Annotated in this window: 16 protein-coding genes and 1 pseudogene; 13 read left to right on the forward strand and 4 right to left on the reverse strand. The window is 61.4% G+C overall.

Annotated features, from left to right (window positions below; all coding sequences use genetic code 11):
* Positions 1–103: 103 nt before the first annotated feature.
* The 9 genes from MUN79_RS15220 to MUN79_RS15255 all read left to right on the forward strand — a co-directional run bounded on the left by MUN79_RS15220 (position 104) and on the right by MUN79_RS15255 (position 5,849).
* A complete protein-coding gene (locus tag MUN79_RS15220; RefSeq protein ID WP_244673541.1) occupies positions 104–763 on the forward strand; it encodes an alpha/beta fold hydrolase in 660 nt (219 codons plus the stop codon).
* A gap of 70 nt (positions 764–833) precedes the next feature.
* Positions 834–1,100, forward strand: a complete 267-nt coding sequence (locus MUN79_RS15225; RefSeq protein WP_244673542.1) for a hypothetical protein — start codon at positions 834–836, stop codon at positions 1,098–1,100.
* Between the two features lie 14 nt (positions 1,101–1,114).
* Complete coding sequence (locus MUN79_RS30105; protein ID WP_262922869.1) at positions 1,115–1,249, forward strand: hypothetical protein; 135 nt, start codon at positions 1,115–1,117, stop codon at positions 1,247–1,249.
* Positions 1,250–1,377: 128 nt separating this feature from the next.
* Positions 1,378–1,563, forward strand: coding sequence for a hypothetical protein (locus MUN79_RS15230; RefSeq protein ID WP_244673543.1), 186 nt, complete (start codon positions 1,378–1,380; stop codon positions 1,561–1,563).
* Positions 1,542–2,213 (forward strand): phosphatase PAP2 family protein, encoded by a 672-nt coding sequence (locus MUN79_RS15235; RefSeq protein WP_244673544.1) that lies wholly within the window; start codon positions 1,542–1,544, stop codon positions 2,211–2,213. Before MUN79_RS15230 ends, MUN79_RS15235 begins: the two co-directional genes overlap by 22 nt.
* 86 nt (positions 2,214–2,299) lie before the next feature.
* Complete coding sequence (locus tag MUN79_RS15240) at positions 2,300–2,599, forward strand: hypothetical protein (RefSeq protein WP_244673545.1); 300 nt, start codon at positions 2,300–2,302, stop codon at positions 2,597–2,599.
* A 16-nt stretch (positions 2,600–2,615) separates the two neighbouring features.
* The gene (locus tag MUN79_RS15245) at positions 2,616–3,491 is read left to right on the forward strand and encodes an acetyltransferase domain-containing protein (RefSeq protein ID WP_244673546.1); all 876 of its coding nucleotides are present in this window, start codon (positions 2,616–2,618) and stop codon (positions 3,489–3,491) included.
* Between the two features lie 96 nt (positions 3,492–3,587).
* Positions 3,588–4,754: a citrulline utilization hydrolase CtlX gene (ctlX, locus tag MUN79_RS15250; protein WP_244673547.1), complete on the forward strand. Its 1,167-nt coding sequence runs from the start codon at positions 3,588–3,590 to the stop codon at positions 4,752–4,754.
* 285 nt (positions 4,755–5,039) lie between these two features.
* The gene (locus MUN79_RS15255) at positions 5,040–5,849 is read left to right on the forward strand and encodes a class I SAM-dependent methyltransferase (RefSeq protein WP_244673548.1); all 810 of its coding nucleotides are present in this window, start codon (positions 5,040–5,042) and stop codon (positions 5,847–5,849) included.
* 64 nt (positions 5,850–5,913) lie between these two features.
* On the opposite strand, the pseudogene MUN79_RS15260 reads toward MUN79_RS15255, so the two are convergent.
* Positions 5,914–7,436: pseudogene (locus MUN79_RS15260) on the reverse strand (malate:quinone oxidoreductase).
* 472 nt (positions 7,437–7,908) lie between these two features.
* On the opposite strand from MUN79_RS15260, the gene MUN79_RS15265 reads away from it, so the two are divergent.
* Positions 7,909–8,646, forward strand: coding sequence for an SDR family oxidoreductase (locus MUN79_RS15265; protein WP_244673549.1), 738 nt, complete (start codon positions 7,909–7,911; stop codon positions 8,644–8,646).
* Between the two features lie 220 nt (positions 8,647–8,866).
* On the opposite strand, the gene MUN79_RS15270 is transcribed toward MUN79_RS15265, so the two are convergent.
* The 3 genes from MUN79_RS15270 to pncA form a co-directional block, all read right to left on the reverse strand.
* Positions 8,867–11,503 (reverse strand): TonB-dependent receptor, encoded by a 2,637-nt coding sequence (locus tag MUN79_RS15270; protein ID WP_244673550.1) that lies wholly within the window; start codon positions 11,501–11,503, stop codon positions 8,867–8,869.
* Positions 11,504–11,866: 363 nt separating this feature from the next.
* Positions 11,867–12,385, reverse strand: coding sequence for a 2'-5' RNA ligase family protein (locus MUN79_RS15275; protein ID WP_244673551.1), 519 nt, complete (start codon positions 12,383–12,385; stop codon positions 11,867–11,869).
* 4 nt (positions 12,386–12,389) lie between these two features.
* On the reverse strand, positions 12,390–13,007 hold the full coding sequence (gene pncA / locus MUN79_RS15280) for a bifunctional nicotinamidase/pyrazinamidase (RefSeq protein ID WP_244673552.1): 618 nt from the start codon (positions 13,005–13,007) through the stop codon (positions 12,390–12,392).
* 423 nt (positions 13,008–13,430) lie between these two features.
* On the opposite strand from pncA, the gene MUN79_RS15285 reads away from it, so the two are divergent.
* From MUN79_RS15285 to MUN79_RS15295, 3 genes are read left to right on the forward strand one after another with little or no spacing between them, the layout of a single operon-like run.
* Positions 13,431–14,798, forward strand: a complete 1,368-nt coding sequence (locus MUN79_RS15285) for an SPL family radical SAM protein (protein WP_244673553.1) — start codon at positions 13,431–13,433, stop codon at positions 14,796–14,798.
* Complete coding sequence (locus MUN79_RS15290; RefSeq protein WP_244673554.1) at positions 14,723–15,073, forward strand: hypothetical protein; 351 nt, start codon at positions 14,723–14,725, stop codon at positions 15,071–15,073. Before MUN79_RS15285 ends, MUN79_RS15290 begins: the two co-directional genes overlap by 76 nt.
* Positions 15,074–15,078: 5 nt before the next feature.
* A complete protein-coding gene (locus tag MUN79_RS15295; RefSeq protein WP_244673555.1) occupies positions 15,079–15,375 on the forward strand; it encodes a hypothetical protein in 297 nt (98 codons plus the stop codon).
* Positions 15,376–15,379: the final 4 nt, after the last annotated feature.

A 15,379-nucleotide genomic window follows, 5' to 3' on the forward strand; every position in this document is an offset into this window, starting at 1 on the left:
TTACGTCATCCTGATAAATGCGCAGAAGTAGCTGGATACTGGCCCTGACTCTGGGGTGGCTGCTGTCGGGTTGCGCGTCGCACCGCCAGCCGCCGCCATTAAGATGCATACCGAAACGCTGGCGCTGTATGATTCCGTGCGCCGGCGCCCGGTGCCGGTAGTACTCTACCAGCCCACTGTGGCCGTGGCCCGACCCCGGCTAGCGTTGCTGAGCCATGGCTACGGCGGTCAAAGCACGGCGTATACGTTTCTGGCCCGGCAGCTGGTAGCTATGGGCTACGTAGTGGCCAGCGTGCAGCATGAGTTGCCGGGCGACGAGCCTATTGCCACTACTGGCAACCTGCGCGAAACGCGGCGGCCCAACTGGGAGCGGGGCGTGCAAAACCTGCTCTTTGTGTGCCAAATGCTGCAGCAACGCTTGCCCCGCCTGAATACTGGCCAGTTGCTGCTCCTGGGCCATTCCAACGGCGGCGACATGGTCATGCTCTTTGCCCACGAGCACCCGCAGCTGGTAGCCCGCGTCATTTCGCTCGACAACCGCCGTATGCCGCTGCCCCGCACCCGCCGGCCCAGAATCCTGTCCATCCGCTCCAGCGACCAGGTGGCCGACCCGGGCGTACTTACCACGGCGGCCGAGCAGCGCACGTTTGGCATTACGATTGTGGCCCTGCCTGCCACCATTCACAACGATATGTGGGACGGGGCTACCGAAGCGCAAAAGCAGGAGATAAATGCCATTGAGGCTGAATTTCTGCGGCGCTGACTGACGGACAAACAAAGCTCAAAAGTTGCTGGTTAGCTACCCAGTCCGGCCCGGACATTATTTAGTGCGCATGCTACTTGAAGAACTGTACTCCTCCGTTGGTAAGCTGTTTCTGGAAATACACTACCAGCCCGAAGGTCCCTGGATTTATGCCGACTGGGTCGGCTTTCCCACCAGCGGCAACGTCCTGAAAGGCGCCCGGGCCTACCTCGACCAGATGCAGCAAAAACGCTGCGTGGCCGTGCTCAACGACAACCGGCACCTGGTAGGGGCTGGAATGCCTCACTGGACTGGCTGGAGCGCGAGTGGATTCCGTACGCGGTGCAGAGTGGCCTGAAGTATTGGGCGCACTTGGACAATCCCGACGCGTTTTCGCAGGAGTCGGCGGCGGCCCTGCGCCAGCGCGTCAACGGCCGGTTTCAGATTGAGCTCTTCGACAACGAGGCCGCGGCCCGGGCCTGGCTGCGCGCCTGCCAGGTAGGCTAAGTAATAAGGAAGGGCTAGGTAGGAGGGGATGCTCCGAAAAGTGCAGAAATTGAGGTGACTACGGTCGAGCTGCTAACCTTGCCCGGCCCGTCCCCGTTTCAGCCTCATTCTCTCCCCAAATTACCAGTATGAAGCTCTTTTCCTCTGTTTTGCTTGCCGGGACCCTGAGCCTGGCTGCCACACCCGCCGCCACCGCCCAGCACAATTCCTCCTCGCCCTACCATACCCGCTTTGCCGTCGATGCGCCCGTGATTGGGGGCTTGGGGCCGTCAGCGGGTTTGGCCTGTACCGGGTGCAGCAAAAAGAAGGTCTGAACGAAGCAGAGCTGGCCGCGCTCAGCAAAGACGACGTGCCCAAGTTCGACCGGTTTGTGGCCGGCAAGTATAGCGAGCGGGCCCAGACCATCAGTGACTTTTTCTGCTACGGTTCGCTGGTAGCGGCGCCGGGCCTGCTGGCGCTCAACCCCGATATCCGGGGCCACTACGGGCAGGTAGCCGTGCTCTACCTGGAAACCATGCTGACTACCTCAGCTATCTTCACCTCCACGGTGGGAAATGTGTACCGCTACCGGCCCTTTTTGTACGGCACGCAAGGCACCGCCCGGGAGCGGAGCAGCAAGATTTCTACCAACTCCTTTTTTGCCGGCCATACTGCCCACGCCGCCACGGCTACCTTCTTCGCGGCCAAGGTATTCCACGATTTCAACCCCGACTCGCCCGCTCAGCCCTACGTGTGGGGCGCCGCCGCCGTAATTCCGGCCGTGGTGGGATATTATCGTCTGGAGGCGGGCAAGCACTTCCTCTCTGACAACCTGGTGGGGTATGCCGTGGGTGCCACGGTAGGCGTGCTGGTGCCCCAGTTGCACAAGACCAGCCGGGCCAAGGGCTTGTCGGTGGCTCCGCTGCAGGGCGTGAACGTAAACGGGTATTCCTACGGCGGCCTGCGCATCACCAAGCAGCTGTAGCGCGGCTGCCGAAGGCGAAGCAGGAGGGAAGTGCCAATTTATCGGGCTCTTTTCGACACCTTAAGCGTCCCTTTACCGCTTGCGCCATGTCCGAGGTTTCTGCCCTGCCCCCCGTTTCTGCCACCGTGGCCCGCCCGGCCCGGGTTCAGTCCATCGACCTGGTACGCGGGCTGGTCATGGTTATCATGGCCCTGGACCACGTGCGCGAGTTCTGGAGCCCGACGCCGGTGCGGCCCGAAGACGTTAGCCAGGCTTCGGCGCTGTTGTTCCTTACCCGCTGGGTTACCCATTTCTGCGCCCCACGTTTGTGTTCTTGGCCGGGGTCAGCATCTTTCTCGCCCAGCAAAAAAAGCCCAGCCGCCCGGCCGTCAGCCGGTTTCTGCTAACCCGGGCCTGTGGCTGGTGGCGCTGGAAATCCTGGTCATCAACTTCCTGCTGCAGTGGAGCTTCCAGATGGTTCTGCTGCAGGTAATCTGGGCTACGGGCTGGGGCATGGTGCTGCTGGCCGGGCTGCTGTGGCTGCCGCGCTGGGTGCTGGGCGCCGGGTCCCTGGGCTTTCTGGTCCTGCATAATCTGCTGCCCACTATTGCCCCGGTCACGGCCGAGAACCTGGTAGCGGCCCTGCTGCACAACGGCCCGTTTCTGCTTCCATCCGTCGGTGGGGCTCCCGCGTTTCTGGTGGCGTACTCCATTGGGCCCTGGGCGGCCGTGCTGGTGGCGGGCTACTGGATGGGGCCGTGGTTTGGGCTGCCGCTGCCGGAGCGCAACCGGCGCCTGCGCCTGGCAGGCGGGGCACTGCTGTTGCTCTTTGTCGGGCTGCGCTTCACTAACTGGTACGGGGAGCCCAACCTCTGGAGCGTGCAAACCCGAGGCGGTTTTTACACGGTGCTGTCCTTTCTGAATATAACCAAGTACCCGCCGTCCCTGCTGTTTTTGTGCCTTACCCTGGGCGTGGCGCTGCTGCTGCTGAGCGGGGCCGAAACGGTGGCGGGCCGCTGGGCCGAAATACTGCGCATCTACGGGCGGGTGCCGTTTTTCTACTACCTGCTGCACTTGCTGCTCATCAGTGCCGGGGCTCTGGTCTGGACGATGCTGGCCTTCGGGCAGCCCTTCAATTTCGGGTTCATGGACCGCAAAGACTGGCCCGCCGCCTACCAGCCCAGCCTGCTGCGGGCCTATGTAGTGTGGCTGAGCGTGGTAGTGCTGCTCTACGTGCCCTGCCGCTGGTATCAGGGCTACAAGCAGCGCCATTCCTACTGGTGGCTTTCGTATTTGTAGAAAACCCTGTTTTGGCCATTTACCACCTGGGCAGAAGTACCGCCCAGCCCGCTTACCTTAGCTGCCCGACCTCACCCTCCCACGTTCCTGCCTCCTATGCAATCCGCTTCTACTGTTCTGCTCGTGCGGCCCGCCAGCTTTGCTTTCAACGCCGAAACGGCCCAGTCCAACCACTTTCAGCACGCCCTAACAGGCCTTAGCGCCAAGCAGGTGCAGCAGCAGGCCTACGCCGAGTTCGACAACGCCGTAGCCACGCTGCGGGAGCGGGGCGTGCGGGTGCTGGTAGAAGAAGATACGCCCGCGCCGGCCAAGCCCGATGCCGTGTTTCCCAACAACTGGGGCACTTTCCACCCCGACGGCCGCGTGCTACTCTACCCCATGTGCGCCCCCAACCGCCGCTCTGAGCGGCGGCCCGACATTCTGGAGCGCCTGGGCCAGCAGTTTGTGCTCACCGAAGTCGTGGATTTGTCGGCCCACGAGCAGCGGGGACGGTTTCTGGAAGGCACCGGCAGCATTATCTTCGACCATGTGCACCGCCGGGCTTACGCCTGCTTGTCGGCCCGCACCGATGCGGCGCTTTTTGAGGAAGTGGCCGCCCGCCTAAGCTATAAGCCCGTGCCCTTTCACGCCTACGATGCTCAGGACCAGTCTATTTACCATACCAACGTGATGCTGTGCGTGGGCGCCGGGTTTGCCGTAATCTGCCTGGAAAGCATCACCGACGCCGCAGATCAAACCCGGGTAGTCGAGTCCTTGACGAGTACGGGACACGAGATAGTAGCTATTTCGCTCGGGCAGGTGACCCAGTTTGCCGGCAACATGCTCACAGTACAACCCGCCACGGGCCCGGAGCTGCTGGTGATGTCGCAGAGTGCCTACGACGCGCTGACGGTGGAGCAGCGTGGCCGGCTCAGCCAGTATTGCGAGCTGCTGCCTTTGCCTATTCCCACCATCGAAACCATTGGGGCGGCAGCGCCCGCTGCATGTTGGCCGAAATCTTTCTGCCGCCGCTTCCCCAGCCCGCTTAGTGCGAAGCCAGCCAGTCCTGGGCTGCTTGCTCATCCACGAAAACCTGGGCCCGATACACCTGCCCGTCGTAGAAGTCGGCGGTTGGAATGGCGCCTTGCTCCTCCATGTCGTGGAGCAGGGTGGGGGCTACCAAATAGGCCAAGTACGTTAAAGCGCCCGTCCGGTCGCCGGGCCGGGGAAAAAACGTGGTCAGCAGTTCGGGGCGGTAGGTCGCGTCGCGGCGCAGGTCAATAAGCCAATGCTGGCAGCCGTACTGGTTGGCGGCCTCCAGCATCAGGGAGTAGGCCTCCTGAATTTCTGTTGGTTCGAGGGGCCGCAAAATCCGGTTAATAATAAAGCAGACGTCGTCCCGGTAGCTCAGGCTCTGATACTCGCGGGCTGGTAAAGTATGATACATACAAAGGATATAGGCTAGGGCCTACTTACGGCTAAGGAGGAGCTTGGTTCCTGCCCTGGCGTTTCTCCCGGATTGATATATTCGCCGGTCGGCTCACCTTCCCGGCTTTCTTTAGCCCTTTTATGACTACGCCCGCCGCCTACCTCGACCTGAACCGGGCCCTGTGGAATGCCCGCACCGGTCCGCACCTGGAGTCCGACTTTTACAACGTGGAAGCCTTTAAAGCTGGTAAAACCTCGCTCAACCGTATCGAGCTGGACTTGCTGGGCGACGTGGCCGGATTGCGCGTGCTGCACCTGCAGTGCCATTTCGGACAAGACAGCCTCTCACTGGCCCGGCTCGGGGCCCAGGTTACCGGCGTCGACTTATCCGACGAGGCCATTGCCGCGGCCCGCCGGCTGAGCACTGACATTGGAGTGGCAGCCGAATTTATCTGCTGCGACATCTACGACTTGCCCCAGCACCTGCCCGAAAAGCAGTTTGATGTGGTCTTTACCACGTACGGCGTGCTGGGCTGGCTGCCCGACCTCACACGCTGGGCCGCGCTGGTCAGCCGCTACCTGCGGCCCGGCGGGCGGCTGGTGCTGGTCGAGTTTCACCCCGTGGTCTGGATGTTCGACAACGACTTTACCCGTCTGCAGTACAGCTATTTCAATACCGGCCCCATCGAGGAAACCGAAGTAGGTACCTATGCCGACCGCGCCGCGGGCATCGAGCACCAGTCTGTGACCTGGAACCACAGCCTGAGTGAGGTCGTCGGCAGTTTGCTCGGGCAGGGCCTGGCGTTGAGCAGCTTTCAAGAGTACGACTACTCGCCCTACAACTGCTTTGCCCATACCGTGGCCCAGCCCGACGGCACGTTCCGCATCGGCCCGCTCAGTGACCACGCCCCGCTGGTGTATTCGGTAGTGGCAACCAAGCCGCTGGCCTGAGGTACAGATCATAAAAAAGGCCACCTGACGCAAATCAGGCGGCCTTTTTTGAGTTAAAGCGGCGTTACTTACCAACTATGTCGGCTGGGGCAATCAAGCCCAGCACCGAGCTGGTGTGGTTGCGGATTTGCTCCAGCAGCTCGGGGTTGTCGTTGAGCTTCTGGCCGAAAGAGGGAATCATTTCCTTGAACTTGCCCTGCCACTCCGGCGAAGCGCCCTGCTCTTTAAAGCACTTCTGAATCAGGCTGACCATAATGCTGACGGCCGTGGACGCGCCCGGTGAAGCACCCAGCAGGGCCGCAATGGAGCCGTCGGCGGCGCTAACCACCTCGGTGCCGAATTCCAGCACACCGCCTTCCTTGGCGTCTTTCTTAATCACCTGCACGCGCTGACCGGCAATTTCGAGCTGCCAGTCCTCGGCCCGGGCGTTGGGCAGATACTCCTTCAGGGCCGCCAGGCGGTCTTCTGGCGACTGCCGCACCTGGTTGATGAGGTAGCGGGTAAGGGGAATGTTCTTAAGGCCCGCAATAATCATGGGGCGCAGGTTGCCGGCCCGGATGGAGGCGGGCAAGTCCAGGAAGGAGCCCTTCTTAAGGAACTTGGTGCTGAAGCCCGCGTAGGGGCCAAACAGCAACTCCCGCTTGCCGTTAATCATGCGCGAGTCGAGGTGGGGCACCGACATGGGCGGGGAGCCTACGGCGGCCTTACCGTACACCTTGGCCTCGTGCCGCTCAATAACTTCGGGGTTAACGCACTTCAGCCACTGCCCGCTTACGGGGAAGCCGCCGAAGCCGTGGCCCTCGGGAATATCGGATTTCTCCAACAGGGTCAAAGAGCCGCCACCGGCCCCGATAAACACGAATTTGGCCCGCACTTTCCGGATTTGGCCCGTGAGGCGGTCGGTGGCCTTCACGCTCCAGCTGCCGTCGTCGCGGCGCTTGAGCTTACTTACTTCGTGGTTGAAGTGGAACGTAACGCCGGGCTTTTCCTGCAAGAGGTAAAACATGCCGCGGGTCAGGGAGCCGAAGTTCACATCGGTGCCCAACTCCATGTTGGTGGCGGCCACGGGCTGGCTGTCGTCGCGGCCTTCCATTACCAAGGGAATCCACTGCTCGATTTGCTGGCGGTCCTGGGAGAACTCCATGCCCTTAAACAAGGGCGACTGGGTGAGGGCCGCGTGGCGCTTGCGCAGGTATTCCACGTTGTCGTTGCCCCACACGAAGCTCATGTGCGGAATGTGGTTGATAAAGCGCTGCAGTTCCTTGACGGCATATTTCTCGGCCAGAAACGACCAGAACTGCTTGGAGACTTCAAACGACTCGGCAATGCCGATAGCCTTGCTGATGTCGATGGAGCCGTCGGCCCGCTCGGGGTGTAGTTTAGCTCGCAAAAGGCCGAGTGGCCGGTGCCAGCGTTGTTCCAGGCGTCGGAGCTTTCGGCCGCGGCCACATCCAGGCGCTCGAGCACCGTGATGGTCAGATCTGGTTGCAACTCCTTGAGCATCATGCCCAGCGTGGCACTCATAATGCCGGCGCCAATGAGCACGACATCAACCGCGCTTTCCAGAGAGTTATCGGTAGTATTCATAGGGGTGACGTAGCGAAGAAGTCGGCAAAGGTATTGCCTACGTCGAAAAGCAAAAAAAGGCTCTTTTGTTGGGGACAGATCCGTAAAAAAGTGCGTTTGCTGGCCGCCACGGCCGATAAGGTCGAGCTTCCTAGCGGCTGGCCGGCCCGGGGGCGTAGGGGCTGCGTCCCGGGTTTTGGTTAAGCGCTAGGCTACCAGCACGTTGACAAACCAGCCCTTGGCCAGGTATTCATTGGGGGCTAGTTCGTAGACCCGGCCTTTGTTGTCGCGCCCCACCCGACCGACACTGCTGGGCTGGAAATCCCACGCTTCAACCGGCGAGTAGCTGGTAATAGCGGCGCTGGCCGAAGCTTGGGATTTATACCATTCAATTAGGCAAGAAAAAACGGCCCGGCGGCCAACAAATCGGCCTGGCGGTGGGTAGTATTCTTTCCATGCTTTTCTCCACGCATACCGACTTATCTAATTCGCAATGAACTTAGCTAATAACACCGTTTTGATTACCGGCGGAGCTTCCGGCATTGGCCTGGCTCTGGCCCAGCGTTTTGTACAGGCCGGCAGTCAGGTTATTGCCGTAGGCCGCCGCGAGGACAAGCTCCGCGAAGCCCAGGCCCAGCTGCCCGGCCTGCACACGCGCGTCTGCGACGTGGCCTCGGCCACCGACCGGCAGGAACTGCTACGCTGGGTGCAGGCCGAGTTTGCCCAGGTCAACGTGCTGGTCAACAACGCCGGCATCCAGAACCGCCTGCAGCTGACCACCGACAATCAGGACTGGGACACGCTGCGCCAGGAAATCGTCATCAACGTGGAGGCGCCCATTCACCTGGCTATGCTCTTTATTCCGCATCTGCAGCAGCAACCCAACCCGGTTATTATCAACGTGACGTCGGGGTTGTCGTTTGCACCGGCCGCGTTTGCGCCCATCTACAGCGCCACCAAGGCGGCACTACACTCCTTTACCTTGTCGTTGCGTCACCAGTTGGCCGCCACGCCCATCAAGGTGCTCGAAATTGTGCCGCCGGCCGTGAATACCGACCTAGGCGGAGCCGGTCTGCACACTTTTGGCGTACCCGTCGACGCCTTTGCCGACTCCATTATGGAACGCTTGGCCAACGGGGAAGAGGAAGTGGGCTACGGTACTTCCGAGGAAATCCGTCAGGCTTCCCGCCAGGAAATAGACGCCCGTTTCCAGCTGATTAACAACCGGTAAGCTTCTCATCGGGAGCTTCAGGATTTTCTTGCTCTGTCTGGTATTCTGAACAAAAAAGCTGCGCCGAGCTAAGTCCCGGTACGTGCAAAAAGTCCTTTACCCTCAGGGAGGTAAAGGACTTTTTGCGTTGGCGCCGAGTGGCAGTGAGGCAGAAGTAGACGAGCCAAGCACCGGCAATGCCTATCAACCGCGCGGTGCCCTACGTCAGTTTAGCAAGGCTCTACTTGACATTTACCAGCACGCCCAGGAAAGCCAGGCGCCCAATCTGCGGGCCGCCGATAATCTGGATGTTGTTGGTATTGAACAGGTTTGAGGCGCCGGCCTGGAAGGTAGCACCCAGCGTGGGCACGGTGTAGCCCAGGTAAATGTCGGTGGTGCGGTAGCTGCCAATGGTGCCCGAGACGAAGGGCATTTCCTGGCGGTGGCCCTGGGCCCAGCGGTAGTTCACCGAGTAGCTCAGGTTTTGCGCCACGGTCCCGTTGGCGCCCAGGTTAAACTTGTGTTTGGGCGTGTTGAAAAACGTTTGAAAATCGGCGGGCAGGTTGCGGCGGTCCAGCACGTTGAGCGAGTAATTGCCGGTCAGGCTCACGGCTTTGTGCAACTGGTAGGCCAGGCCTAGCGTGGTGCCTTGGGTGCGCACCTGTTGGTCGTGATTGTACCAGGTAAAGATGAAGCGCGTGGGCTTGGTCCGGTCGGAAAGAGTAGGCAGTCCTTCGTCGATTTGCTGCTGGGTGGGGCGGGAGCCGTCCACGTTGCCGGCAAAGGTGCGGGCCCCCACGAAGTCGTTGTAGATGCTGCGGAAGTAACTCACGTCGGCGTAGAGCTTGGGCAGAATCATGCCTTTGTAGCCTACCTCGGCGGTTTGGGCGTGTTCCAGCCGCAGCTTAGGGAGTGTGATGGCGAAGGCCGACAGCGGAATGCCGGGCGTACCGTAGGGGTTACCGGCCGCGTCGGTGAAGCCGTAGCCCTGGAAGCCCTGCCCAATGTTGCCCAGCACGATAAACGTCGTTACGTCGGACTGCCCGTACTGCTCCAGCTGCGAGGGGCTGCGGTAGGCGGCCGAGTAGCTGGCGCGGAAGTTATGGCGCTTGTCGGGCCCGAAGGAGTACACGGCCGAAGCCCGGGGCGACAAAGCCGGCGAGAAGTTCTTGAAGTAGTCGACGCGGCCGGCCAGGGCCAGCTTGAGCTGGTCGTGCATCAGGGTTTGGGTAAGCTGGGAGTAGGCCCCAAACTCGTAGTTGCGGATGCGCTGCCCGTCGGTATCCGAAAACAGCTTGCTGCCCGAGCCCAAACGGTATTCCCGATACGCGCCGCCCACAATCAGGTCGGTGCCGAAATCCGACGCCCGGAAGCTGCGCTGGGTGCTGATGTCGTTCAGGAACGAGTTGAAGTTCTGCTGAGCGCCACGGCCGGGCACGTCGTCGGCAATAAGCTGGCTGCGCAGCTCACCAAAGCGCGGGTCGGTAGCCTTGAGCTGGGTGGCCGTAGCGGCCTGCAGCGCCAGGGACTGGGCCTGCGCCGGGGTGGTACCCGCCTGCTGGATAGCCTGCTTATAGGCCGTGTTATAGGTTGAAAAGTACACCTGGGCGTAGCTCAAGGGCCCATACGGCGAGTTTGGCTGGGCCGTAGAGTGCAGCAGCAGGGCGCTGAGCTGGGTCAGCTCGTAGCTGCTGCCGGTGAAGTCCTCGGTGGAGTAGGCGCGAATAAAGCCCTTGGAGCTCTTGAGCTCAGCCCGGTACTGCTTGGTGCCCAGGTCTTTGATACGGAAGCGGCTGATGTTCTGGTAGGTCGAGGTACCAGTGGCGTACTTGGCTTCCAGGGTGAGCTGCAGGTTGGCTTTGAGTAGGTACGACACGGCCCCTTGCAGGCGGTAGGACTTGGTTTTCTGGTCGGGGCCAATCAGCTCAGCCTCCGTGAAGCCAGGCATGTAGACCGTCTTGCCGTACAAATCGGGGTGAGTACCGCCGGGCATCTGCCGCTGGGGGTTGTTGGTGTACTGAAAGCTGAGCTCCCCGTAGCTGCTCACCGCGTCGTAGCCCAACGGGGAGCCCGCCGGATTCAGCGAAAAGCTGGCCGCTTCGCGGTTGGTGGCAATCCAGTCGTTGGCCTGAAAGCCGCTGGCATTGAATTTCACCGCCAGCTTCTGACTCAGCTTTTTGGCGTAGCGCAGCTGTCCGTCGAGCATACTGCGCTGGCCCCCGCGCAAACGCACGCTCAAGCCCTCGTACACAAACGGGTCCTTGGAGTTGAACAAGATGACCCCGCTCAGGGCGTTGGCCCCGTACAAAGCCGAGGCCGGGCCGTGGATGAGCTCGATGCTTTCCATGTCCAGCTCGGGAATGCCCACCAGGTTGCCCGGACTCAGGTTCAAGCTCGGCAGGGCCGTGTCCATATAATCGACCAGCTGAATCACCCGCTCACTCTTGGCCGTGTTGAAGCCGCGCGTGCTCACGCTGGTAAACAGCATTGAGGCCGAATTCACGTCCACCCCCGGCAGCTGGCCCAGCGCCGATAACACCTCCGGCGTGCTGATTCGCTCAATTTGGGCGCTGCTGACCTTGTCAATGGTGACGGAGGTGCGCAGGATGTTTTCCTCTACCCGCGAGGCCGATACTACCGTGGCACTCACCGCTGCTGGACTTGGCACCAAATCAATGATAAGCTCGTGGTCGGCCTCAGTCAGGGTAATTTCCTTCGATTCATAGCCCACAAACGACACAACCAGCGTCACCGAGCCCTTATTGAGCTGGAGCAGCTGCATGTGAAACTGCCCGAGCTGGTTGGTGCTGGTGCCGATAAACGAGCCTTTGATGAAAATGGTAGCGCCGGGCAGCACTTCGCCTTCTTCTCCGCGCACGGTACCGCCTATGACGTCATCGGGCGCCGGGTTGGTAATTGGACTTCTTAAAGAGAGGCTTGTAGGAAAGGGCTCAGATAATGGCGCCGCTGCAGCCGGTGCCGCGCCGATAAGCAGCGCCGCAGTAAAAAGGCAATAAAACTGTTGCATGCACAGGGCGTGGTCGTTCGGGGGCGGGAAATATCAAATCTACTAGAGATTTTCAGATTGCCAAATCTACGCAGCACAGCATTGCGGCCGGGTAATATTCGGCGAAACCCGGACGCCGGGCAATGAACGGGGTTTTCACCCTGCCGGTGAGGTGGGCAGCCGTGACAAATCTTTAAATAGAATAAAATGAATATTTGACCGGTTAGCTTTGGCCTACGCCCCGAACGGGAAATACTGCAGCGCTTCCCAGGGTCCGTTGCGGTAAATCCACAGCTGCAGCCCGATGCCCGTAGCCGAGAAAGGCTGGAACGAGCTGCTCAGCTGCTGGTGCAGGCTGCGAGCTACCTCGGGCCGCACCTTGTTTTGAATGGTAACGTGGGGCCGGCGCTTCTGCTGGTCCTGGGGCGTCAGCCAGGGCCACCACGCCTGCTGCAACTCGCGGTGCAGTTCCTGCAGCGCCGCACTTCCGACCCGGTAGGCCACGCCCTGGCCCAGAAACTGCAGGCCCGACACCTCCAACGGCAGGGGAGCCAGGCGCCGGGCGTAGTCGCTGAGCAGCCTGGTAAGGGCCGCCTGCTCCGTGCCCGGCAGGTGGTGAAACAGGGTCAGGTGGGCGTCGAGGTAGTTGCGCTCGGGCGGGAAGTGCTGGCGGCGCAGCGCGTTGAAAAACTCAGCTGATTCCTCGTCCAGGGCCAGGGTCAGAATCAGGGGCGGCAAAGTGGGGGAGTCCATACAGTTAGCGGGAGCCGAGCACGTCCTGGCTCTGAATGATGTGGCCGCCTAGCTGCAGCAGTTCGGCCTTGGCCCGGGCAAAGCCCTCGGCGGAAATCGGACGGGTAGCATCCTCAATGAGAAAGGTTTCGAAGCCCTCCTGCAGCGCGTCCTTGGCGGTGAAATACACGCAGTAGTCGGCGGCCAGGCCGGCCACGTACACCTGCCGGATGCCTTTGCCGCGCAGGTAGTCAGCCAAGCCGGTAGCCTTGCGGTGGCCGTTGTCGAAGAAGCCGCTGTAGCTGTCAATTTCCGGGTCGGTGCCCTTGCGGAAGATGGCCTCCACCTGGTTCGTGTCCACGGCCGGAGCCAGGGCCGCGCCGGCCGTGCCCTGCACGCAGTGCACCGGCCAGAGCACCTGGGGCAGGCCGTGCAGGTCAATCTGTTCGAAAGGCTGCCGGCCGGCGTGGTTGGCGGCAAAGCTTTTGTGGGAGGCCGGGTGCCAGTCCTGGGTGGCTACTACCAGCTCAAAATGGGGCTGCAGGGCATTGGCCAGAGGAATTACCGCGTCGCCCTCGGGTACGGCCAGGGAGCCACCGGGCAAAAAATCGGGTTGAATATCAATCAGCAGCAGTGCTTTCATACGAAGGGTGGTCGAGAGGACCGCGGCTCAGCAGGTGCGGGCAGCGGGATAATGGGGCTGAGTTCTTCCGGCCCTAAACGCTGGCAGCCCGCTTCCTGTTACCAAACTGCCCGGAGTAGTTCTGGTCCGGCGGGTTTTGGGTGGCAAGGTACGTACGGTAGCTGTAACGTGCCCCTTAGGGCGGCGCGGGTTAAAATCAGCGTTAAATAGGCTTCAGGAAAGCGGGCAGCAAAGAGGCTGGCGTTGAGGGTGCTGCGGCAGATAAACCGAAGCAAGCGCGGCTAACTAACGCGTGTCCTGCTATGGTAAGAACAAGCGGGTGGGGGCTGGACCCGACTTTCTTCTGAAAAGTTGAATTATGTTATAAGCTACTGAAAGTCAATAGGTAAATATTGATTTTGAAGCTACCGAAATGGACTTAAAATGCTCTGGCTGCTGTTTTACCTGCACCACCAGCTACCTGATTTGATGCTCGAAACCGGCTCCATTATCCAGCTCTCCGATACCCTGCTTACCGACCAGCCCGCCCCGGTGCTGCAGCCCCGCACGCACTCGGCCCGCCTGTGGCTGCCCAAGCGCGTGCTCTTCACGCCCGATGCCCTGCAGGAGCCTTTTGGCCAGCAGATGTACGAGCGGGCCCAGGCCCACAACCTGGAAATCGAGTTGCTCAAAAGCAACCGGCTTACTGGCCTGCCCGGGGCCGACGTGCGCGAAACCTACCGCAACGCCAAGAACACCCTGGCCGTGGTGTGCGCCCCGCCCAGCGCCCTGAAGCTGCAGCCCACCCCGCCTTCGGCCGACTGGCAGATGAACCTGGCCGAAGGCTGCCCCGCCCACTGCCAGTACTGCTACCTGGCCGGCAGTTTGCAGGGTCCGCCGGTGGTGCGGGCCTATGCCAATCTGCCCAAGCTGCTCGAAGCTACGGCCGCCTACGAACAGGCCGGCCGGCGCACCAGCTTCGAAGTGAGCTGCTACACCGATGTGTTGGGCATTGAGCACCTTACCGGCAGTCTGGCCGAGTGCATCCGCTACTACGGCACCCGTGAAGGTGCCCAGCTGCGATTCGTGAGCAAGTACGACCAGGTTGATTCTCTGCTGGACTTGCCCCACAACGGCCACACCCGGGCCCGCTTCAGCCTGAATGCCGAGCCGATTGCGCGGCGGCTCGAAGGCGGCACGGCTTCGGTGGAAGCGCGTTTGCAGGCGTTGCGCAAATTGGCCTTGCCCCGGGAACTGGGCGGTGGCGGCTACCCCGTAGGCGTCGTACTGGCGCCCATTATGCCCATTCCGGAGTGGCGGGAGCATTACACGGCCCTGCTCGACCGGCTGGCCGGTACCCTCGATTTCGACTGCGACCTGACGGTGGAGATGATCAGCCACCGCTTTACGCCCGGCTCCAAGGACGTGCTGCTGCAGTGGTATCCCAACACCAGTCTGGACCTGGAAGAGGAGGGGCGGGCCGTGAAGCGCAACAAGTTTGGGGCACCAAGTACGTGTACCAGCCCGACGACATGCGCACGCTCAAGCAGTTCTTCTTCACCGAGTGGCAGCGTCGTTTTCCCTCGGCCCCAATTCAGTACTGGACGTAAGAAATTGACCAACAGCCTGCTTGGCGGTGCTATAGTAAAAGGATATACCAGCGCTGGTATATCCTTTTTTAATGTCCTTAGCTTAGGGCCGCGGCTCGTGGGCATACCGGGCCGCTGCCCACCCTCGTGCCTTACTCGCTGCTCATCCGCAACTGTGGCCAACTGCTCACCCTCACCGGCGGCCCCACCTACCGCCCCTTAGTCGGCCCCGACTTAGCCAGCTGGCTGATTCTGGAAAACGCCTTTATTGCCTGCGAAAACGGCCTGATCGTGGCCCTGGGGCCCATGGCCGAGCTGGATGAGACGCAGGTAACGGCCCAGACCCAGGTGCTCGATGCCCGGGGCGGAGTGGTAATGCCGGGCCTGGTCGAGTGCCATACCCACCTGGTGTTTGCCGGCAACCGGGCCCAGGAGTTTCAGCGTAAGCTGCAGGGTGAGTCTTACCTGGATATCCTGGCCTCGGGGGCGGAATTCTGAGCACCGTGCGCGCCACCCGCGCCGCTTCGGAAGCCGAGCTGCTGGGCAATGCGCACGGTCACCTGCGGGATTTTCGGCGCTACGGCATCACCACTCTCGAAGCCAAGAGCGGCTACGGCCTCGATAAAGAAACCGAACTGCGCCTGGTGCGCGTGGCCCGGCAGGTGGGAGAAGAGCAGCCTGTGCGGGTAGTGACGACCTTTCTGGGGCCCACGTGGTGCCGCCCGAGTACAAGGGCCGCCCCGCCGCCTACCTCGATTTTCTGGTTGCCGAAGTGCTGCCCGCGCTGCGGGGCAGGCTGAGTTC

Source organism: Hymenobacter cellulosilyticus (assembly GCF_022919215.1).
In the GTDB taxonomy this organism is placed as follows: Bacteria; Bacteroidota; Bacteroidia; order Cytophagales; family Hymenobacteraceae; genus Hymenobacter; species Hymenobacter cellulosilyticus.